The 22,940-nt window shown below is 36.2% G+C and carries 19 protein-coding genes; 8 read left to right on the top strand and 11 right to left on the bottom strand.

The annotated features are described in order from the left end of the window. A partial coding sequence (locus tag RV15_RS17170; RefSeq protein WP_071879226.1) for a LysM peptidoglycan-binding domain-containing protein occupies positions 1 to 1,699 on the bottom strand: 1,699 nt, incomplete at its 3' end. Positions 1,700 to 2,008: 309 nt separating this feature from the next. Here RV15_RS17170 and RV15_RS17165 point away from each other — a divergent pair. The 5 genes from RV15_RS17165 (at position 2,009) to mnmM (ending at position 6,023) form a co-directional block, all read left to right on the top strand. Then, entirely contained in the window at positions 2,009 to 2,665 is a 657-nt protein-coding gene (locus RV15_RS17165; RefSeq protein ID WP_071879225.1) for a DUF1700 domain-containing protein, read from the top strand. 1 nt (position 2,666) lies between these two features. Next, positions 2,667 to 3,698: a DUF4097 family beta strand repeat-containing protein gene (locus tag RV15_RS17160; protein WP_071879224.1), complete on the top strand. Its 1,032-nt coding sequence runs from the start codon at positions 2,667 to 2,669 to the stop codon at positions 3,696 to 3,698. A 134-nt stretch (positions 3,699 to 3,832) separates the two neighbouring features. Continuing rightward, positions 3,833 to 4,483, top strand: a complete 651-nt coding sequence (locus RV15_RS17155; protein WP_071879223.1) for a phosphatase PAP2 family protein — start codon at positions 3,833 to 3,835, stop codon at positions 4,481 to 4,483. A 14-nt stretch (positions 4,484 to 4,497) separates the two neighbouring features. Further along, entirely contained in the window at positions 4,498 to 5,460 is a 963-nt protein-coding gene (mnmL, locus tag RV15_RS17150; RefSeq protein WP_071879222.1) for a tRNA modification radical SAM protein MnmL/YtqA, read from the top strand. After that, positions 5,460 to 6,023, top strand: a complete 564-nt coding sequence (gene mnmM / locus RV15_RS17145) for a tRNA 5-(aminomethyl)-2-thiouridylate-methyltransferase MnmM (RefSeq protein WP_071879221.1) — start codon at positions 5,460 to 5,462, stop codon at positions 6,021 to 6,023. The genes mnmL and mnmM overlap by 1 nt, the downstream gene beginning before the upstream one ends. A gap of 120 nt (positions 6,024 to 6,143) precedes the next feature. Here the strand turns inward: mnmM and RV15_RS17140 are convergent, their stop codons facing one another. The 6 genes from RV15_RS17140 to RV15_RS17115 form a co-directional block, all read right to left on the bottom strand. Beyond that, positions 6,144 to 6,863 (bottom strand): winged helix-turn-helix domain-containing protein, encoded by a 720-nt coding sequence (locus tag RV15_RS17140; RefSeq protein ID WP_071879220.1) that lies wholly within the window; start codon positions 6,861 to 6,863, stop codon positions 6,144 to 6,146. 184 nt (positions 6,864 to 7,047) lie between these two features. Further along, on the bottom strand, positions 7,048 to 8,124 hold the full coding sequence (locus RV15_RS17135) for a WxLIP family cell surface protein (protein WP_071879219.1): 1,077 nt from the start codon (positions 8,122 to 8,124) through the stop codon (positions 7,048 to 7,050). A gap of 226 nt (positions 8,125 to 8,350) precedes the next feature. Further along, positions 8,351 to 9,133: a WxL domain-containing protein gene (locus tag RV15_RS17130; protein WP_071879218.1), complete on the bottom strand. Its 783-nt coding sequence runs from the start codon at positions 9,131 to 9,133 to the stop codon at positions 8,351 to 8,353. 40 nt (positions 9,134 to 9,173) lie between these two features. Further along, positions 9,174 to 9,983, bottom strand: coding sequence for a WxL domain-containing protein (locus RV15_RS17125; RefSeq protein ID WP_071879217.1), 810 nt, complete (start codon positions 9,981 to 9,983; stop codon positions 9,174 to 9,176). Then, positions 9,983 to 10,387 (bottom strand): LPXTG cell wall anchor domain-containing protein, encoded by a 405-nt coding sequence (locus tag RV15_RS17120; protein ID WP_071879216.1) that lies wholly within the window; start codon positions 10,385 to 10,387, stop codon positions 9,983 to 9,985. The genes RV15_RS17125 and RV15_RS17120 overlap by 1 nt, the downstream gene beginning before the upstream one ends. A gap of 12 nt (positions 10,388 to 10,399) precedes the next feature. Further along, positions 10,400 to 13,291 (bottom strand): WxL domain-containing protein, encoded by a 2,892-nt coding sequence (locus tag RV15_RS17115; RefSeq protein ID WP_071879215.1) that lies wholly within the window; start codon positions 13,289 to 13,291, stop codon positions 10,400 to 10,402. Between the two features lie 363 nt (positions 13,292 to 13,654). On the opposite strand from RV15_RS17115, the gene RV15_RS17110 reads away from it, so the two are divergent. Next, complete coding sequence (locus tag RV15_RS17110) at positions 13,655 to 15,142, top strand: helix-turn-helix domain-containing protein (protein ID WP_071879214.1); 1,488 nt, start codon at positions 13,655 to 13,657, stop codon at positions 15,140 to 15,142. Between the two features lie 4 nt (positions 15,143 to 15,146). After that, complete coding sequence (locus RV15_RS17105; RefSeq protein WP_217265838.1) at positions 15,147 to 15,617, top strand: hypothetical protein; 471 nt, start codon at positions 15,147 to 15,149, stop codon at positions 15,615 to 15,617. Between the two features lie 146 nt (positions 15,618 to 15,763). On the opposite strand, the gene RV15_RS17100 is transcribed toward RV15_RS17105, so the two are convergent. Together RV15_RS17100 and RV15_RS17095 are read right to left on the bottom strand one after the other, a co-directional pair. Next, a complete protein-coding gene (locus tag RV15_RS17100; RefSeq protein WP_071879212.1) occupies positions 15,764 to 17,533 on the bottom strand; it encodes an ABC transporter ATP-binding protein in 1,770 nt (589 codons plus the stop codon). Continuing rightward, positions 17,526 to 19,244, bottom strand: coding sequence for an ABC transporter ATP-binding protein (locus tag RV15_RS17095; RefSeq protein WP_071879211.1), 1,719 nt, complete (start codon positions 19,242 to 19,244; stop codon positions 17,526 to 17,528). Before RV15_RS17095 ends, RV15_RS17100 begins: the two co-directional genes overlap by 8 nt. A 224-nt stretch (positions 19,245 to 19,468) precedes the next feature. On the opposite strand from RV15_RS17095, the gene RV15_RS17090 reads away from it, so the two are divergent. Beyond that, entirely contained in the window at positions 19,469 to 20,116 is a 648-nt protein-coding gene (locus RV15_RS17090) for a TetR/AcrR family transcriptional regulator C-terminal domain-containing protein (protein ID WP_071879210.1), read from the top strand. A 54-nt stretch (positions 20,117 to 20,170) separates the two neighbouring features. On the opposite strand, the gene RV15_RS17085 is transcribed toward RV15_RS17090, so the two are convergent. Together RV15_RS17085 and RV15_RS17080 are read right to left on the bottom strand one after the other, a co-directional pair. After that, on the bottom strand, positions 20,171 to 20,959 hold the full coding sequence (locus RV15_RS17085; RefSeq protein WP_071879209.1) for an alpha/beta hydrolase: 789 nt from the start codon (positions 20,957 to 20,959) through the stop codon (positions 20,171 to 20,173). Positions 20,960 to 21,207: 248 nt separating this feature from the next. Further along, positions 21,208 to 22,671, bottom strand: a complete 1,464-nt coding sequence (locus RV15_RS17080; RefSeq protein WP_071879208.1) for an MDR family MFS transporter — start codon at positions 22,669 to 22,671, stop codon at positions 21,208 to 21,210. Between the last annotated feature and the right edge of the window lie 269 nt (positions 22,672 to 22,940).

Raw genomic sequence — 22,940 nt, 5'->3', positions numbered from 1 at the left:
TGCCGCTGTTTGTATTGCCTCCAGTGCTTCCGGAGCCTTTTTTCACAACTAATTTTTGACCTGGATAAATGATATCACCATTTAAGCTATTCCATTGACGTAAATTAGCGATACTTATACCATTTGCATTGGCGATTGCCCACAGCGAGTCACCTGATTTTACTGTGTAATAAGTACTTGATGCTCCTGCATTGCTAGAACCCCCTGAATTTCCTGTTGAACCGCCAGTATTGCCGCTTGTGTTGCCCCCACCAGTGTTTCCAGAACCCTTTTTAACAATCAGCTTTTGACCTGGGTAAATGATATCCCCGCTTAAACTATTCCATTGACGTAAATTAGTGATACTTATACCGTTTGCATTGGCGATCGCCCACAGCGAATCACCTGATTTTACTGTGTAATAAGTACTTGACGTTCCTGTGTTGCCTGTATTTCCGGAACCGCCTGTATTTCCGCCTGAATTACTTCCGCCTGTACTTCCAGAGTTTCCTGATTCTTTTTTCACAACCAGTTTTTGACCGACGTAAATAACATCGCTAGAAAGATTGTTCCAGCTTTTAATAGTAGCGATCGATATACCGTATTTTGCAGACAGCGCCCATAAACTATCCCCAGCTTTTACTGTATGGGTCACATTTTGACTGCTAGTTCCACCGCCTGTATTATTATTATTGCCAGTATTTTCGCCTGTACTGCCTCCGCCAGGCGTAGTTCCGCCTGTATTTCCGCCACCAGATGAAGGAGTATCGTATTGAGTTAAATTATACGTTGTAATAATATTATTCAACTTTGTATTATATCCTGGATCTGTTGCATAACGTCCAGTCAGCCAAGCAGTTGCATCTTTATAAGAATTCGTGTTGCTTTTCCATGCACCTGAATAATAGTAAACCCCTGCTTGAAAAGATGTCGTTTTCAAAACAGCAGCATTATTACTGAATGATTCCGAATAAGAAGGGTATTTTCTAAAAGCGGCGTTTACTTGAACCCATTGTCCATTGATAACTTCCCATGTTTTCATGGTCACAGATTGTCCTTGATAACTTCCTTTGATTCCGAATAAATTATGATTTGGTGCTGCGGCTAAAGTACTTCTGCCCCAATCACTCTCAAGGATTGCTTGGGCCATCATCACAGATGCATATAAGTCATTCGCTGCTGCAACAGAACGAGCATGTCCAGCGATTTCAGCGATGAACGTGGATGGGCTGATACTTCTAGATTGAGCAAAGGCTGAACGCATCATAAGATTCGGTTCTGTTGATTCTTCGGTTTCTGTTTCGGTGGTTGAAGAGTCTGTTGTTTCAGTTGATTTTTCTGTAGATTCAGTTGCCTCAGTACTTTGTGTTGTTTCTGATGTATTTAATTCTGATGATTCCACTGTTTCAGATGTCGCTTCACTTGAAGATGTTTCAGGCGCTGTCGTCTGAGTTTCTTGTGTCATCGAATCGTTTGAGTCAGTCGTCGTTTCTGCTTGAACGGCTTCTGTATGTGTCATTGTATCTGAGTAACTTACTTGTGCGCTTGAACTTTGATCTTCTGCAGCTTCTGCTATTTTTGGCGCGGCAATCGGTGCAGCAATCGAGGAAACAACGAGCGCTGAGCTAAGCATAGTGGTTCCTTTTTTTAACTGATCGTAAGCAAGCTTGTTCTGTTCGGCTTTCCTCCGCTCTTTTCTTGATATTACGTACTTCTTCATAATGTATCCTCCGAATTTTCTAAAAAAGTAATCCTTGATTTATAGTATACCCTTTTTTTAAAGAAAATAGAAATATTTTTTTATTTTATTTCCTGAATATATAAATAAAAATGTAAAATATTTCGTACCTACCATTGATTTGTTTTTTCTATAGGCTTTTACCCTTTTTTTGACATTCTGACTAGGTCTTAAGACTGACCAACCTCTTTACCTTAGGCTGATTTTTTGACCAAAGGCTTGTTATTGCTCCCAAAAAAAATTATAGTGGAGAAGAAGTAAACTGACGATAAAATGAAATGGGGGAAAATAATGAATAAAGAGCATTTTTTAATCGAATTGAAAATCTACTTAAAGCCTTTGAATAGCCAACAACAAGCTCTTATCTTGAACAAATATGAAACAATTTTTGAAGAACGTTTGGCTGAAGGTGACACAGAAGAACAGATTGCTAAAAGCTTAGGAAAACCACGAGGAATCGCTGAAGAAATTTTACAGGAGTTTGATATTTCCGTTCCTGAAAAAAGAATTGAACGTGATGGCTGGCAGGAGATTCAACCAGTTGTAAACAATGACTATTATTATGAGGAAGAACTTGAACATCCTTATGAGGATCCTTACCGTTCTTATGAACGTCCGCACCATAATGGTTTTACAAGATTCTGTCAAATTGCTGGCGTTCTTTCTTTTAATTTTCTCTTTATGTTTTGGATAATTTTTGCTTTTATTATGGTTTTCTTCGCTTTTTGGCTAGTTGGCGTTGTCTTCTTGTTTTCACCTATTTTAGGAGGAATCTCAGTCTTTACCGGCTTCAATGATGGAGCGATGTTCCAGTTGTTTGCTAGTATTTTCCTTTCTGGTGCTGGAATTGTTGGATTATTGATCCTAACGCCATTAACAAAATTTTTTGGAAAATGTCTACAACGTTATCTACAATGGAACGTTCGTGTCTTAAGGGGAGAGGTTTAATATGAAAAAGACAACTGCTTTTTTTCTAACTATTGGTGTTTTAGCTATGATCGTCGGTGGAATAGGTGGTGCTGTTTATTTCAGGCGTGCTGAAAATTCTATGGTCGATGTAAAAAAACAAACTTATGAGATAAAAGATAAGCAAAGTAAAAAAGAGATTCATCTAAATCTTTCTGGCAATGCTGAATTTTATATCCTGACTGAAAATTCTAATAAGGTTGTAATGAACTCTCGCAGTTCCTTACCAGTTTCTATAAAAAGCACCTTAGATGTTAAGGAAAAAAACAATCAATTATTGATCTCAGCAAATAGCGACCAGAGAAAAAAGGAATTTGAAGGTCTGAAATTTGGTTTTTTTGATAGAGGTTCAGCTGTGACATTAACGATTCCAGATGACACTGAACGCTTGATTATTGATGGCAAAGCTGAGGGTTCTATCCACCTTTCAAATGCAGCAACAAAAGATTTAGCCATTGCCTTTACCAACTCTGATATCAATGTTAATGATGTTAATGCTGAAAAATTATCGATTAAAACAACAAATGGTTATCTTAACGTCTTTAATGATGTACGTGCAGATGAAGCGACTTTCCAAACGACCAACGGCGATATCCAAGTAAATGATTTTACTGCTTCAAAATGGTCTGCAAACAGTACCTCTGGTTCCATTTCCTTAAGTGACATCAAGGGCATCACTAACATTGAGACGAGCAATGGTGATATTCAAGTAACGAATCTAAAAGGTGAGGCACAAGCCAAAACTACTAATGGCAGTTTTTCATTATACGGAACAGAAATTCCTAAAAAACTGCTAGTTGAATCTCAACAAGGAGATATTCAAGTAAATACAGAAGAAATTTTGTATGATGTAACAATCAAAACAAAAACTCAATTGGGTGATAGCACGATTTTCGGTAAGGAAAGAACATCTTTCAAACGTGGAAAAGGAACAAAATCATTCACATTGCAAACAAATTCTGGTGACATTTCGGTTGATGGACCATCAGATTATGAAGATGGAGAAGATGATTAATTCTCTTCTTACTTTTGAAGCCTATATGAAACTTTTAAAGTTTTCATATAGGCTTCTTTTTTCCGGATTCTCAGATGCCTTCTTATTTATTTGATGTTATAATAGGCTTTATCTAATTTGGAAAGGACCTTTTAATGAAGAATAAATTATATTATCAATTTGCAGGCAGCTGTTTTTTAGTTGTTTTTATGTTTTTAGGTTACGTGGTACGTTTTTATCCAAGTTGGTTAAACGGTTTTGATCAGACCATCACTGCACTCGCAAGAACTCCGTATCCTTTTGCTAATCAATTTTTTATTTGGTATACAAGATTCGCTGATCCATTGACTGTCGGGATTCTTACTTTAGCAATTGCTTTTATATTATTTAGAGGAAAATATTATGCGGAGGTTCTCTGGCTGTTAATTAATACAGGCTTGATTGCTGGTTTGGCGAACCCTTTGATCAAATTACTATTTATGCGTCCGCGCCCAACATTAAATCATTTAGTAACAGAACATAGTTACAGTTTTCCAAGTGGGCATTCTACTGGAAGTGTCTTATTATATGGAACAATCATTTTACTACTACCGCAATTTATTAAACAAAAAAATCTTTGTTTATTTTTACAAATTCTTTTAGGATTAGGAATTTTTCTGATTGGTATCAGCAGAATCTATGTAGGTGTTCATTTCCCTAGTGATGTTTTAGGTGGATTCTGTTTTGGCTTAGCTTGGCTGTTGATGACGTATCCAATCTATTTAGAAAAACGCTTTGTTTGGCGCTTTAAAAGTAAACAACAATAGAAAGAAGAATGACAATGTCTGAGTTTCCATATACAGAAGATCCGAATAAACGCTATCACACATGGAATTATGCTTTACGCCAGCAGTTTGGCGGAAAAATTTTTAAAGTCCCCTTAGATGGCGGATTTGATTGTCCTAATCGTGATGGGACTGTTGCTAAAGGCGGTTGTACTTTTTGCAGTGTATCAGGCTCAGGTGATATGATCGTTGCACCACAAGATCCTTTACCGATTCAATTTCAAAAAGAGGTTCAAATGATGCATAAAAAATGGCCTCAAGTCGATCAATATATTGTTTATTTTCAAAATTTCACAAATACTCATGCACCTGTTGAGGTCATTCGACATCGCTTTGAACAAGTAGTCAATGAAAAAGGCGTGGTCGGCATTTCCATCGGTACACGTCCTGATTGCCTACCAGATGATGTTGTTGACTATTTAGCAGAATTAAATCAACGCTATTATTTATGGGTAGAACTAGGCTTACAAACAACCTATGAAAACACCAGTCATACGATCAATCGAGCACATGACTATCAAACCTATTTAGAAGGCGTAGCGAAATTGCGCAAACATAATATCCGTGTTTGTACTCATTTAATCAACGGTTTACCTGGTGAAAGTCTGGAGATGATGAAAGAAAATGTTCGTCGGACGATCCTCGACTCAGATATACAAGGGATTAAATTACACTTACTGCACCTTATGACTAATACACGGATGCTGAGAGATTATCATGAGGGACGTTTACAATTAATGACCCGAGAAGACTATGTCACTGTTATTTGTGATCAATTGGAAATGATTCCCAAAGAGATCGTGATTCACCGCTTAACAGGCGATGCACCAGCTGATTCATTAGTTGGCCCGATGTGGAGTTTAAAAAAATGGGAAGTGTTAAATGCAATTGATGATGAAATGAAACGTCGCAATAGTGTCCAAGGAATTTATAATGTCCGCAAGGAGGTGCTTGCTTAATGTTGCAAACAGCTCTTCATTTTAGCCATACACTGTTAAAAGAAGTGGTAGAACCAGGTGCTTCCGTTGTCGATGCTACTATGGGCAATGGCAATGATACAGCATTTCTAGCACAGCTTGTTGGTTCGAAAGGCTTAGTTTATGCATTTGATATACAAGAAGCAGCCTTGATAAACACTGAAAAAAAACTCACTGAATTAGGCTTAACAGAACAAGTTACTTTGTTTCATAAGGGGCACGAAACCATTGAAGAGACGATCCCAACAGAAACAAGCCTGACTGCCGCTGTCTTTAATCTGGGATATCTTCCTAAAAGTGACAAACAAATCATCACAAAACCAGATACAACTAAAAAAGCCTTAGATGCTATACTGACTAGATTAAAGCCTAAAGGACGGATTATTTTAGTTGTTTATTATGGACATACAGGCGGTGAAGCAGAATTAGCATTAGTCCAAGACTATTCTCAAAAACTACCTCAAGAAGAATATAGCGTCTTGACTTACCAGTTTGTTAATCAGAGAAACAATCCGCCGATTTTGTTTTGTATTGAAAAAAAATAAGTAGTAGAGCAAAACGGACAATGTTTTGCTCTACTACTTATTTTTAATGTATATATTTTACAAATACTTCCTATTTTTGTGGTTAATTTCCCCAGATTCGGATCAACTTTCAGCTGCAGACTAATTAGATTTTTTATAAGTAAACATGTACCCTCTTGAGCGAACGGTCTTGATATAATGATTCTTCGGGTCATCTACTTTATTGATTTTTTTTCTTAAATGATACATTAGATTGGTTATACGGTATTGGCGATCCTCAGAAATATTTCCATATAGATGTTTTTGTAGCGCTTCATAGGTAAAAGTTACCCTGGGATTTTCGAATAGCAGACCTAATAATTGAAATTCTAATTTAGTCAAGGAAACTTCCGTCCCTCCGTTGATTCTCACACTTAAATTTTCAGGTATTAAGTCAAATTTCATTTCATTTTCTTCAGATAAGGCTACATTAGGTTGCTCAGTCTCATTTTCTGCTTTTAACACATAACTTCTGCGCATTGAGTTTTTTACGATCAACTCTTTTTCCATTTTACTAGAATTTTTATTAATGACAAAATCAACACCTAATTGTAGATAGACTAGCTTTTCCATGTCTTTTTCTAGAGCTGAAACAAGCCAAATAAAACAAGCCGATTGCTTTTTAATTGCCATAATCAATTCGCAAGTTTCACCTAACTTATTTTTTTCTTCTTCAACAATAATAACGCCCTCAAACTGATTTAATCGTTCAAAAAGTTCTGCTTTGTTGCTTAATAAAGAAATTTCTTGATATTCTTCTAAGTAGTCGGTCTTGACTTCTTCTTCCTCAACTCTCATATATATTAACCCTATAGTACTCATTTTTGTTCACACCTTATGTTTATTTCTATTCACTGGATCCAAATACGCGTAAAATCGAAATAAAATCAGACCCTCTTATCTCGATTTATATTCGTATTTACAAAAACATTATCCTTGTAAAAATTAACCCACTGAAGCTGAAAGCCTCTCCTTCATTTGACCTATTCAAATAAACGATTTAGTATTATCGGCTCTTATTCTTCTTTTTTTTCTTTTTCAATTTTCCTTTGTTGGTATTCACCTGTTTTTCTTTTTTCTTCTTAAATAAGAGTACCACCAGTAAAATGATAATTAAAATAAATAAAAGAGCAATCAAGAGATACATCCAGTTATTTTCCTTTTTAATACTTACGTCTGTTTTATTTAGTTTTTTAGCAACATCGGCTTTAATTTCAAAATCTTGGGTAAAATGCCAATCTTGTTTCATAGAGGTTGCTGTCATGTCCAATGTATATTTACCTGGCTTCAACGCTTCTCCTTTTAGTGAGACTGGATAGTCGAAAGAACTATTCGGTGCCATTTGCATCCCTTCTTTTTCAGAAGAGTATAATACCTCTTTTTCGCCCTTTTTAGTAATCTTTGTATTGACGGATAGTTGGTTCATATACTTAGGTTGAGTATTTTGAATCGTTGCATTAATCACATTTCGAACATTTACTTGTCCAGGTTCTACTTTGGCAAGTTTTAATTCTGAAGCAACTTTTTCCTCTGATTCATGTAAGACAACAGCTACAACATAGGCATATTTATTTTCAATAGCCAGCCCTTGTGCTTTATTTTTTTCCTCTTTTTTTTCTGCTTCTTTTTCTTCTAAAGTAATTCCTCCTGCTAAAACTCCCTTAAATTTTGCTTCTGGCATTTGAACATTCAAGTCTAAGTCTGTTTCTCCATTAGCTGGAACCTTGATCTCGTCCACAGACGATTTAACAATGTCTTCAATATTATATTGAATTGTCTCATCAACCTTGGTATTTGACTCACCATATTCAACAACACCATTGATATTCGTTGTCGCTGCATGAATGGATGGCTTCACAATTACTTCTTTATCTGTATCATTGCGCATGTGGACTTTTAGTGTTTGCTTTTGATTTTGTTTCATATTCAAATCAAAATAAGTATGTCCTTTACTCCTTTGATTTTCTGGAAGTACCGGTTCAACACTAAATTTTAGTTCTGAAGCCTCTACTTTTGGCATAAAACCTACTAAACTAATAAATAGGATTAAAGAAAAAATCCATAACCTTTTTAATTTTAACATTATTATTTTCCTCCTATATTTGCATATGTAAATAGAATCAAGAAAAGAACAGATAAAAATAGTATGCTTCGCTTGTTTAATTGAGTGATTTGCAGCTGATTGTTGGTGAGAAAATAAGTATTACTTATTCTCTCATCAACGCTCTTAATTACTTCTCGCTACTCAGAGTTTGAATTTACTAATTTTCACCAGATCTTATCTCATTCTAAACATGTTACTCTTATGTTTATTCTTCAGTGTTTTCTGGAATATCTGTTAAAGTCCAAGTTAAAGTTGTTTTGTAAGTATCTGCTTCTTTAACTGTAGAACCTGGAACGTCTAATTTAATACTTTCTTTCATTGTTGTTGCATCCCCAAAACGATAAACCCAAGTACCAAAGCCTTCGCCTGTAGTTGCAGCCATCACATTTTCAGCTACACCAATACCATCAGTCCCTAAGCTGAATGTTTCTTTCACAGTACTTGGGGCGTTTGAAGAAGATACTGTAGCTGCTTCACCGTTTAGGAAAGTGATTTGGGCACCAGTTAATTCTTTTTTATTTGTTAACGATTTAAATTGACCATTTTGTTTCACACTAAGCGCCCAGCCTTTTTCACCACCACGTTTGTCTGTTACTTGAGCGTAGTTAGGTACTGGATTTACTTCGTCAACATTGCCATCTTTGTCTTTTAAATATTGAGGTTTTGCAAAGTAGGTTTGATTTTTGTTAGAAATCAGTTGCGTCCCAAAGTCTAAAATTGAAGCATAATCTAAACTTAACGGTCCATTTGTACCTGGTTCTACTGGTTGATCTGGGTTGGTTGGATCTACTGGAACAACTGGTTTTTCTGGATCTGGGTTGGTTGGATCAGTAGGATCGGTTGGCGCATCATCTTCTATAAATTTTACTTGTGCATCTGTGTCACGATTTGCAGGCAAAACACCTGGTGCAGCTAGTGCTTGTGTGCCAAATAATACTGTGCTAAATAATAATACTCCTGCTGTTGTTGCTAATTTGATTGATTTCATGTTGTTATTCTCCTCTGTCTATTTCATTATTTTTTTATGATTATTCTGCTTCTGTTGCATTTCCTGGTACATCTGTTAAGGACCAAATTAATGTTGTTTCATATTTCACTGCATCTTTTGGTGTTGTTCCTGGTACAGATAACGTGATTGCTTTATTTTTTTTCACTGTTTGACCATTGATTTCAACCTCTTCAAGTGTGCCAAAACGGTCTACCCAAGTACCTGCGCCCGCACCTTTATCTGCTGCCATAACGTTGGTAGTTGTTCCTGGCACTAAAGTCATATCAACAGTTTTTGGTGCTACTACACTTGTGCTATTTGACGCAGCTTGACCTTGCGTAAATTTAATCTGTGAACCTGTTAACTCTTTGTTTAATGTTGCTTCATTTTTGAATTGTGCATCTTGTTTAACTGTCAGTGTCCAACCACCGTTTGTTCCACGTTTATCAGATATTTGGACATAGTTAGGTTTTGCAGAAGCTGGTTCAAAGTCTGAATGATCTTCATTCCATAAATATTGTGGTTCTGCATAGTATAATTCATCTTTGTTGGTAATTTTATTTTTACCAAAGTCAATGCTTGATGCAAAATCTATACTTAATGGGCCATCTGTTCCTGGGGTCGGTTTGTGGTCAGGTGTTGTTGGATCCCAAGGCGCCACAGGATTGTTAGGATCTGGATTCGTTGGATCAACGGGATCAGTTGGATCTGTATCCGGAACAAATTCAACGAGACCGCCACTTTGATAGTTTCTTTCATAATTTTCCTCTGCATATGCGTTCATTCCTGAAGCAGTCATTGATCCTAGAATCATTAATACTGCTGCTGATTTTAAATTGATAAATTTCATTATACGTTCTCCTCTTTACTCTTTTTTCTATTTATAAGGACGATCAATATAGCCATCACGACAATCAAACTACCGATCAATCCAATATAGCGGTTATTCATTTCCCCTGTATGAGGAAATACTCTTCCTACAGGTTTACTGGTTAATTGATTAATACCAGTTTCACGTTGAGGCGGCTCATCCTCTATTGGCTTTTCCGGGGAAGGTATTTCTGTAGACCCTTCAGTTGAAGAGTCATCTGGTTGAGATTCTTCTTCGGGATATTCATAAGAACCATAAAATCCAACCCCAGCCGGTGATCCATATTCTTGATGTTCATCTGCCTGTACTTGTTGGCCTCCAATCAGTAGAAAGAAGAGACCGCATAGTGACAACAACACAACAAAAACTTGTCTTTTTTTCATTTGCTTCTTCTCCTATTCCTGGTCATTGGCTGGAACATCTTGCAATGTCCACTTTATGGAGCCTGAATATTTTTCAGCACGTGGTTGACCAGCTTTTACATCTAAAAAGGGACCATTGTTCGTGCTTGCCCAATCAGCAGAAATATCTACTCCCTGTTCATCGGTTGTCTCTTTTTCTATAACTGGAATAGCATTCCCCAAAGTAAAGATATAATCCTGATTTTGGTTTTTATAGTGCAAACTGTTTGTTAGTTGATGTCCAGAAGTACTGCTTAATTCTTTTAACAAAGTAGCTGTCATCGACCAATGTTCCCCTGTACCACGATAATCTTCTACAACAAGAGCATCATCTTTTGAAGCGATCGGATAACTTTTATTTTTTGCAGAAATTTTTAGATTTTCACCAAAATCAAGGACTGTTGGTGCCGAAACGAACAGTAAGTCTCCTCTTTTGGTCACAATCTCTGTTTGTACCTCATTAGAAGTGGGTTTGTCGTCTTGATCTAGCGCAGTATCATTTTTAAAGTCCGCCCAAAAATTAGCCTGGGCTTTAATCAATGATCCATCTGGTGTGTCTTGTTTAACGGTTGCTTTATATTCAACATAAATATCTTGATTAATAGGAAGAATATCCGTCTCTTCAAGATAGTTTCCAGAATAAATGACACTATTAGAAGCAGCGCTATAAACAACGATCCCAATTATGTTGCCGGATTGATCTTTCAGTGTTCCTTCTTTCACATTCTCCAAATTAGTGTCCAATGGTATATAACCTTGAAGACTTCGATAATTTAGTTTGCCTAAACTATTCGGGTTGAAAATGGTTGTTCGATATAATAATGTTTCCCCTTGATTTGCCTTTTCGGCAACTGTACCATCTTCATGAAAAACCTCTTCTTTTAGTTTGAAGTCTAGACGTTCACTAACAGGAATCTGGACTTCCGCTTCGGCTGTCTCAGCTTTTTGATTAGTCGCAGTAAATTTATTGATGATTGTTTGATCGATCCCTGAAATGATTTTAGCTTTGTATTTTATTTCAATCTGTTTCTTAGGTGAAATATTATACGCTCCTGCAGTAAACTTATGCATTTTTTCATCATAAATTGCTGGATCAAGCTGACTTTCTATTCCATTTTCATCTACTAGAATTAATGAGGACGTATCCAGCTCTAGTTCCTTAGGTAAGGTATCTGTTAGGTTGACTTGTTCCCAAATATCTATATCGCCTCTGTTCATGGCTGTTAAACTGAAAGACAGAGTATCGCCTACGCGATTTACATTGTTTGTTGAGCTTTCATTTGTATAGTTTTTTTCTGCTACTGGCAAAATGGGTGCTGGTTCTTCGATTGATAAATCTAAAGAGCCTGTACCGACATCATTAGGTTTGACATTTATTTTATTCCATCGTAATGCAAAAACTGGATGCTTTAACGGAAACTCGTATCCCATAGGTTGGAATGGATCCCAAGGTTCATAGGGAGTTGTATAACCATTCATAGGGTTTAACCACCTTTGAATTTTGATATCACTCCAATACCCAATTTTATATAAGGCTTGCTTTCCTGAGCTCGTGGTAGTTTCATATAAATTCCCTGATTTGTAGTCTGCCGGACCTACCTGATTGCCATAGCCATTATTCATATAAAAATAAATACGTGCTGGCAATTTATCCACTGGTGTTTTAGTAGGTTCATCGAAATACAACCCTGATTCACCATATGAAAACAGCCTTGAATTTGTATGAGCACCTCCGACGTCCATATGCGCTCCATAAGTCAATGCATACTCTTTTTCTTCTTGATCCTCATTGTAAAAAGAAATGTCATAACGAATTCTCCCAGTTCCTTTACTTACTACATATCCATGGACTCTGACAGGTTGATAAAATGTTTCTTTCTTATTTCCTATTACTTGTTTTGCTACAAATCCATATGACAAGATTTCATTTTCTTTTACATACTGAGAAATGATCCAGGTTTTCGATACTGATAGATTTACGGGATCAGTTATACCTGCTTTTGAGATTGTACCTGTTTGGGAATCTATCTCTCCTATATCAAAATTGGCTCCGCTACCACCAACATTACTGTCAGTATAAGAATAATCATACCCAAAAAGACCTGTGCTTGTTTCAGCTGCTACTTGTTTTTTTACCCCGATCATCATTGGTGATAATAGTGGCAGCATACTTTTTTCCCCTAAAGGCGCGTACATGTTTCCTTGAGTATTGAATCCCGTATCATATTTATAGGTGTTCATTTTCCCAACATGACCGAAAAACATATAGTAGTCTCGTTGCTGTTGATCAAACGCACTCCCTGTTAATTTGACAGGTGTATTGACAGAAACTTGTTCATATGTTGACAGATCCGTTCCATCTGTGTTCAACAAATTCCAATCGAAGCTTGGTAAAATGTCAGCTCTTGGTTGAACAGCTTCTAACGTGTTATCGCTCAGTGAACGTGTAGTCATCTCTTCAGTCGAAGTTGTTTTCAACACGTTTGAACTTTTGACTTGATCAGAAGTACTTTCAGCTGTTGCGCCTTGAACACTAATCAGCAGCTGCTCTTTTTCTACGCCAGCATAAACCGTAAGTTTCTGTTCACCTTGCTCTAAGAACTCACCAGAAAACACAATCTCTGTTGTATTTTTATTCTTTAGCATAAATGAAAGTTGGTGTTGCCGAGAATCAACTTCAATATTTTGAACTTTATCACTATTTTCTTGCTTAAATTTTTCCTCTTCTAATTGAAAGCTTTTTGGATACTGCAACGTGAGAGCATTTTCTTCCACACCATTTAAACCAATTGTGAAATCCGTAATACTTTCAATTTGAACTATGCTTTCAGCTGTACTCAAGTGCAATGATTTCTCTTGAGCAGAAATTTTACTAGAAAAAAACATAGTTATACTTCCCGTTAATACGAAAAGAATAGACAACGTAAGAAGTATATAAGTACTGGAAAAAAGTTTTTTTCTCCGCTTTGTGATCATTAGCCTCTCCTTTCTAGCTGATACACGATTTGCCTTATTCTAGAGGACTTGGTGCACCGCATCCCTAAGACATAAATTATTATATTGTCACCCGCTCTTTTTGTCATTTCAATTTTTTTGAAAAAAATGCAAAAAAAATGGAAACCCAGAGAAGCACTTCTAAATCAATAATTTTTAATTTTTTCCTTTTTTTTCGGAAATTGTTTGTCGTTTTGCCACAATTTTGTCTATATAATGGAAGTTTGAAGTATATTTTAAAGGAGAAGAGTTTTTATGAAGCAGTTTTTAAATAAAGAATACCAATATAGACTTGCTATTTTAAATTATCTTGAAATACAACCTCTGCAAAATGCTTCATTTAAACAATTATCTAATGAGTTGATGTTGTCTACCTATGTAATAAAAAAAGAAGTCGGTCAATTACTTGAAGACTTCGACTTTTATCAAATTTCTGATCTTAAGATAGTTATTGAAAATAAAACTGTCTATTTTTACACAACAGGACAAGATTCATTATTAACTCTCCAATGGTATTATTTAAAGGAATCAAAACTATTTTTACTTTTAGATGCCCTTTTTAAAGAGGAGCATTTTTCTTTTGAGGACTTTTCAACGCATCACTATTTAAGTCTTTCCGCCACTTATCTGTTAAAATCTGAACTTGATGAGTTACTGGACTTGTATGATATAAGTATCAATTCCAATTTAGAATTTTCAGGAGTGGAGACGGCGATTCGTATTTTTCTTTTCGATGTCTATTTCTTTTCTTTTAATAGCTTAGAATTTCCTTTTTCAACGGAAATTCTTAATCTATCTGAAAACCTGTTAAAAAAAATCGGGCTGCTGCACTCGATGAATTTTCCCGATTCACAAAAAATAAAATTAAAATTTTTCCTAGCCATTATTTTCCAAAGATTGTATGGCGGACATACTATTTCTACAGAGGAACCAACTGAGGAAGAGGCTTCTTTAAGAATTACATCCGTAAAAGAATGGTTCACTGTTTATACCAATTTAACCTCAGAAGAAATTTCTCGGGAAGTAACGTTTATTTATTCGTTCTTAATTGCTGAACAGATGATAGCCATTTATGAACCAAAAGTAGTTAGGAGTCATATAAAAAATTTTTGCCCAGATGCCTTTCGTTTAACAGCCCATTTTATAAAAGAGTTGAAAAAAGAGTTTGATGTTACTGAAGAATCATCCTATTATTCTAGCTTACGAGACGGTTTACTACAGGTTCATTACCGATACCTTCGTTTCACTCACATAAATGCTTCTTATTCCTTTGAATCTGATTTTGTTTTTTTTAAAGAAAATTACCCTGATTTCTTTTTATTCATTGACTCTTTTATGAAGAAGAGAAAGTTACATACAGATTCAGCAAGCACACTTCAATATGATTACTTATTTTTGCTCATTCAGCATATGCCAACGACAATTATTAGTACGCCAGTATATGTCTGTGTTGATTTTTTGTATGGAAAAGCGTATAACGAGTTTATTATTGAAAATATTCAGTCATTTAAATTTCTTAATATTGTTATAGAAAACACAATTTCTGAAAAAACGGATCTCTATTTATCAGATATCAAATTAAATAACTTGCCGTGTGCGTTTATTATTTGGAAAAAGCCTCCACTAGCTTCTGATTGGGAACACTTCGGTAATATCGTAGTTGAAATGAAAGAAAGGAAAACAGTGCTTAATGAACAAAAACAATCGAAAAAAGACTATTCTCACATCCTCCCTTCTCCATAGCGCAGTGGTGCTAACTAGCTTACTGGTTGTGGCGCCCATTGATGTTCTTGCAACCCAAGACAACAAGGGCGGGGCTCCGGTGAATCCACTTAATCCCACAGTCGTTGTCCAGCCAACCTCACCGCCGCCTGACACTTTTTCAAGCTCTGAAAAAGAAAGCAACACAACTCAAACCTCCAGTTCAAGTTCAAGTTCAAGTTCAAGTTCAAGTTCAAGTTCAAGTTCAACGGAGTCTAATCAATTCCCCCACAAAGTAAATGATGCTAGTGTGACTATGAAAAAAAAGAAGAAATCTAGATTAAAAAACATCAATGAACTTTCTTCTTATCCGTTGAGCAATGAAGGGCTAGTCCTACAAAGTCATCCCGATATAAGTGGCGGGTCAGATGATTTTACTGGAACAACTACTCAGACTGGACAAACATTAGCAAGATTATCAGGAGTCCTTCTATATGGAAGAAAATACAAAAATTAAAAAATAAGCACCAGAGAATACGACCATCAATAGATGATTTTACTCTCTAGTGCTTATTTTAGTGTTGAATTCTATTTTATTACCATTTATTAAAATTTTAAAAGTATTGATTTTCTAGCAGAACAATGACTAGTTTATTTTACCCATTATTCAAATACAAATTGATTGTGGTAAAGCTCCGAATAAAAACCAGCTTGTTCCAATAATTCATGATGGCTTCCTTCTTCGATGACTTCACCATTTCTTAAAACCACAATACGATCCGCATTTAAAATCGTTTTTAAGCGGTGCGCGATGACAAAGCTAGTTCTACCTTTAATTGCTTCATCCATTGCTTTTTGAATTTTTGCTTCCGTTACAGTATCTACATTACTGGTTGCTTCATCCAAAATCAATAGTGATGGATTTGTAATGATCGTTCTAGCAATGCTGATTAATTGCTTTTGACCTGTACTGAAAATGTTGTTTTCTTCAGTAATTTCAGTCTCATACCCTTTTTCTTGTTCCATGATAAATTCGTGAATATTGGCTTGTTTAGCGGCTCCGATGATTTCTTCCTCAGTTGCTTCAGGTTTACCAAAAGCAATATTTGCTCGAATCGTTCCAGAAAATAACACTGAATCCTGTAAAACAATTCCCACGTGGCTTCGTAAACTGCTCAATTCAATTTCACGAATATCCGTTCCATCAAATGTGACTGAACCACTATTTACGTCATAAAAACGATTCAATAAATTCATGATCGTTGTTTTCCCCGAACCCGTCGGACCTACTAAAGCGACCATTTCACCTTTACTTACATTAATTGAAACATTTTTTAAAATCGGCACTTCTGGATCATAGCCAAAATCAACATGGTTCAAAGAAACGGATTGATTGATACCATCGATTTCTTTGCCAGCTGTCGGATTGATTTCATCTGGCTCGTCAAACATTTCATTCAAACGACGTGCTCCTGTGATTGCTAACTGAATCATGCTGTATCCTGAAGAAATCTGCATTAACGGTTGGTAATATTGTTGTGAATATTGAACAAAAGTTACAACCAGACCTAAAGCGACCGTCTTATCCAAATCACCGTTTAATGCTAACCAACCACCAAAGAAAATAACGATCGCGGTATTTACAAGTGACATTCCCTGCATCATTGGAAATAATAGACCAGAGTAAACTTGTCCTTTAAATGTTGCTTTACGCACTGTTTCATTATGCTCTAAGAAACCATCAATCGTTTCTTCTTGCAGACCATTGGTGATAATGACACGTTGACCGCTGATTTTTTCATCCATATAACCGTTTAATTTACCGACTTCATCTTGTTGGATATCAACGTATTTGCGCGCCTTACTGATCACAACTACAGCAATCAAGATAGCAACTGGAGTAGAAGCAATCGTGGCCCAAGCCAATTGAACATTTTGCTGGAACATCATGATCAAGATCCCAACAAATAACGCAATATTCGTCAGCACTTGCAACAACGCCTGATTCAAGCTATTTTGAATATTATCCAAATCACTAGTAAATCGGCTCAAAATTTCACCGTCTTGATGAGAATCAAAGAAACGGATCGTTAGCTTTTCTAATTTATTGAATAAACCGATACGCATCCGATTTGTTGACTTACCAACTACTTGGGTAAATAAGATACTATAAATAAAGTTAGCTGCACTGGTCAGCACATAGAAAATCAATAACTTCCAAATAATATCCACAAACTTACTCTTATCATCCGTTCCTTGTATCAAGGCCCCCACATAATTGGCCAATTCTTGAATTGCTTCACCAACAAATTGGGGTGCTTTCACTTGTAAATAGGTGGCAATGACAACTGTCACAAAGATAAACAAGAAGGAAAGTTTATAGCGTTTTAAATAATGAAAAAAGAATTTACTTGCTCTTATTAAATCAGTCATTATTTTCATCCTTTCCTTTTTGTGTTTCGTAAATTTCTTGATAGATTGGGTTTGTTTTAGCTAGTTCTTCGTGCGTTCCTTCACCCACTAATTGACCTTTGTCTAAGACTAAAATACGGTCAGCATGAACAACAGAGGAAATCTTCTGGGCGATCACGATTGTTGTTGTTTCTTTTAAATCCTTATCTAACGCTTCTCTAACTAGACGTTCTGAACGGGCATCTAAAGCACTCGTACTATCATCTAAAATCAAGATCTTAGGATCGCCGATCACACCTCGTGAAATAGATAAACGTTGTTTCTGTCCGCCGGAGAAATTATTGCTTCGTTCAGCAACTGGTGCTTCATATTGTAATGATAGTTTCTCAATAAATTCTTTTGCTTGCGCAATTTCAGTTGCCCGTGACATATCAGATTCACTAGCATCTCGTTTTCCCTGACGTAAATTTTGCGAGATCGTACCAGAGAAAAGAATCGCTTTTTGTAATACGAAAGATACAGCTTTACGCAAACTATGCTCATTGACCTCTTTAAGATCAATTCCGCCAACTTCCACTTTTCCCTCAGAAGGATCAAATAATCGAGGAATCAATTGTGCTAAGGTTGATTTACCTGCACCAGTCGCACCTACGATCCCAACCATTTCACCTGGCTTGATAGAAAATGAAATATCTTTCAATGTATCGGTCTCATCTCCAGGATAACGGAAACTAACGTGATCAAAAACCACACTGCCATCTAAATTTTGTTCCGGTACATCTTTATATGTTAGTGCAGGAACAGTATCCATGACTTCTTTGATCCGTTTGATTGAGACAGCTGCACGAGAGGTCATCATCATCATTCCACCGATAATGATTGCCATCATGATTTGCATCAAATAGCTCATAAATGAAGCAATGCCACCGATAACAGTTGGATCATCTTTTACAAGATTACTTACAAGAAAAATCGACCCTACAACAGCTAAGTTAGCTGCCAACATAAAGGATGGAATCATCACAGAAAAGAGTGTGCCAACAATCAAATTATGTGTCGTCAATTCTTCACTGACTTTACTGAAACGATTTAATTCATTTTTTTCCTGAACAAAGGATTTAACGACACGAATACCTAAGAGATTCTCTTTCGCTAAACCATTTACTTTATCGATCAATGTTTGAATGATCATAAAATGCTTACCCATTTGCGAAAAAGATAGTGCTGTGATAATGAAGACCGCGACAACAAGTAAGACGATCACCCACCACAACTGCGGCAAGGTCATCATTGCTAGAATAAAACTACCGATAAACAGAATCGGAATTCTGAATAATGACTGCAATGCGATCATGATCACATTTTGAATTTGGGTCACGTCATTCGTCAAACGAACGACTAAATTTCCAGCTGAAAATTCTTCAATGTTCCCAAATGAAAAGGTTTGGATCTTACGAAATGTTGCTTCACGAATATCTGCACTTACACCTTGTGCAACTTTAGCAGAATATATCGTATTGAATACTCCTGCGATCAACCCCAGACCTGCGATCCCAATCAAATATAGTCCAAGTTCTTTCATTTGGCTCTTATCTTCTTTAATAATTGCTTCTAGCACTTTTTGTAATAGTTTAGGTTGCCATAAAGCCGACATGACCATGACAACAACAGTAATCAAGGCAATGGAAACTTCCAGCTTGTACTTTTTGACATGTTCCAGAATAATACTCACTTAATCCCAACTTTCTTAGTAAAACTAGCCATATCTGATTCATTGTGCAACTTTCAACGATCATTTAATGTTATTATGTGATCATAGTCAAGGAATGAGACACATTCATTTCCATTGATTTCACAAACTTAACACTGTAAAATTAGGCTGCATAACAATTTACCATTTTTAGAAATGAAATTCAAGAAGTTAGCTTCTATTTTTTAGATAAAAGGATGAGAAATTTGGAAGAAAAATTATCAAAAGCAAGAATCATTCAGGCAGCATTTGAATTGTTGACGGAAAATCCTGAATTAGATAAATTATCCATGCGTAAAGTAGCGCAAAAGCTTAATATTCAAGCGCCCGCAATCTATTGGCATGTAGAAAATAAACAGGCCTTACTGCAAAGTATGGCTGAAGAAATAGAGGATCATTTTATACCACCAACACACCAAGAAAACTGGAAAGAAACCCTCTATGCTTATATGGAAAATTATTATGAACTGTACCAACAATACCCCTGTGCTATCGAAATCGAAATTCAGACCATTCCTTCTTATCCCTCTCGTTTAAGAAATCTTGACGCAATACTGGGTATTTTGAATGATGCTGGATTTTCTATTGAGTTAAGTTATATGACAATCACTTCTTTACAGCATTTACTCTTTGGCATGCTGATGGATTCTTCTGAAGAGAAAAAATTATACAATAAAGTCATGGCTGGTGATGACTATTTGAAAAAGCAAATTATCTTGATGAAACAATATGTTCAAGAACAAGAGCTGGATAATATCAGCGAAAGCATTCAATATCGACAAAAAGAAAAGCAGAAGGATTTTTTTATGAAAACCTTACGGGTGTTTTTGAATGGGTTAGATACGTTTGTCTAATACTAAATACGCAAAAAAGCTTAGACATTTTTATCTGTCTAAGCTTTTTCACTTTTAGTTTTCTAACGGCAACCATTCCAATACTCGTTGAATCCACTCATCCCAAAAGACCCAATCATGATTGCCAGGACCTGTTTCAAATGTATGTTCGATCTTATTAGCCGTCAAGGCTGCCTCCATTTTCTTATTTCCATATAAAAGTAAATCTTCTTCCCCACAGCATAAAAAAATATTGGGCGCACTCTCTCCACTGTTTACTAACTGATTAAGTAAAAACATGGGGTCATTGATCGATCCTTGAACCTGCTCCAAAGGTCCAAAAATTCCCTCCCAGAAGTTTCTCCCTTTGACCGCTAACAAATCTTCGATTCTATCAGCTAAATTGACCGCTCCTGATAAAGATGCCACAGCCGCAAAATTTTCTGGTTTGGCAAGTCCTAGTTTCAGCGCCCCATAGCCTCCCATCGAAAGTCCTACTGCAAATGTTTTTTCTCTTTTTGTTGTTAGTTGTGGAAATAATTCGTGGCAAATTAATGGTAGCTCTTCTGAGATAAATGTCCAATAATTCATGTCGTAGCTTGTATCTGTATACCAACCAAGATCTGTCGAAGGCATGATCACAGCCAAGCCCAAATCAGCAACGTAACGTTCGATTGACGTCCGGCGTTCCCATACGCTGTGATTGCCGCCCATTCCGTGAAGCAGATACATGACAGGGACATCTGTAAGGTTTCCTTTCGTTGTAGTTCCAATTTTTTTCTCTGTTTTTTGTGGCAAAATAACATTTACTGAAACTTCCATTTCTAATACATTAGAATAAATATTTGCTTGCAAAAAAGCCATCCAGCATCCCTCATTTTCTGTTTTCTTTTATTGTAGCATTAAATCACTTATTTTTTGACTAAATGTCTGACATCACAAAAAAACTCGTTCTTCAATGAAGAACGAGCCGGAGGAGGAGTTAAAAATGAAAAATGATTTTCTTAAGTTGTTTTCTTTTTGTATGTTTCTATCATACAAAGTAAATATGAACTTTGTATGGCGAAACTTCGTATTGTCTGTTTATTTTTTACAAAGAAATATAGACTCCTCTAATTAGCTATTTTCTTTTTAACACTCACATTTAAAATAATTGCAACAATAATCAAGCCAATTCCAACTAAATAAACGTTATGCAAACCAGCATACAGCATACCGCGTAATGGTTTCAGCAAATCTGCTGGGATCGTGTTAGCAGTATGTGGGTTAACCAACTGATTCATCACATCCGAATCAACTTTTAAGGTACTTTTCGCTAATTCAGAAGTTGTCACAGCATTGATGATAACCCCAAAAATCGATACCATCAAGGTTTGCCCAATTGTTCTCGCTAATGTATTGAATGACGTAGCCACACCCATCTCAGAAGGATCCACACTGCTTTGCGCTGTCACAGTTGTTGTTGTGATCGTGATCCCAAAACCAATGCCTAAAACAGAAGAGATTGCAAAGAACCAGACAAATGAAATCGTTGCTGGAACCAACACTAAGAAAATACCCCCTAATAGCGTAATACTCAAGCCAATCGTTAGTACTCTTTTTGTTGTATGTTTCTCCATTAAATTACTCGCAATAAATGAACCGACCATCCATAAAATCGACATCGGCGCTAATACTAATCCACCGATTCCAGCGCTTTTGCCCAATACACCTTGCATCCACATTGGAATATACACTTCTACGCCCATCAAAAATCCGCTGATCAAAGCAGCTACGATATTGACGATCACGAAAGTGGAATTTTTAAACAGCATCAAATCAATAACAGGATCTTTTGCTCTTTTTTCCACAAAAATAAAGCTAATAAAGAATAACACAGAAGCTCCTAAACAAAGGAAGACTTTTAAATCAAAACCATTATCGCCAATTAATTGGAATCCTAATAATAGCGTTAATAAAACGAACATCAACTGAACACTACCCAAGATATCCATTGGTACTTTTGATTTTTCTCTTTTGGGTTCCACTAAGAAGTAAGCGATTAAGCCCATCAAGACAAGTCCAATTGGCACATTAATGAAGAAAATCCAGTGCCAACCAACTGTATCAACGATAAAGCCACCAGCAAGTGGACCAAAGATACTCGCAATTCCCCACGCTGCACTATTTAATCCAAGCATTTTTGCACGTTTATCAATCGAATAGATATCTGCAAGAATCGTTAACGCCACTGGCATGATCGCCCCTGCTCCGATTCCTTGAATTGCTCGAGCAATAATCAAGGTGATCATATTTTGTGCTAGACCACAAAGAGATGAACCGATAATAAAAATAATAATTCCTATCATAAAAATCGGTTTACGCCCGACTTTATCTGCTAATTTTCCGTAAATCGGTGTTAACATCGCATTTGTTAGTAGGTAAATAGAGAAGACCCAATTCATAATCTCCATACCATGTAGCGATCCGACAATCGTCGGCATTGCGGTTGAAACAATTGTTCCTTCGATTGCTGTCATAAAGGTTGCAACGAAAACACTGATCGTTACAAGTTTGACATTTGTTTTTCTTTCCATATATCTCCATCCTTTTTGCTATTTTTTAGTTTGATACAGTTACTTGTGCATTATTTTAAACTTTTTTTACCACTGGTGTGAAGGTTTATTGTAACTTACTTTATGACTATTTTTGTGGATTGTTGACTTCCGTTTGTTGTTCGGTCTATGGTGTTTGGTGATTCACTATCTCTATTTGTTATTTAGTCTATGGCGTTTGGTGATTCACTATCTCTATTTGTTATTTAGTCTATGGCGTTTGGTGATTCACTAGTAAGGTGACTACGCTC

This window comes from Enterococcus silesiacus (assembly GCF_001886225.1).
Classification (GTDB): domain Bacteria; phylum Bacillota; class Bacilli; order Lactobacillales; family Enterococcaceae; genus Enterococcus_L; species Enterococcus_L silesiacus.
This window is presented reverse-complemented; position numbering and strand designations above follow the sequence as displayed.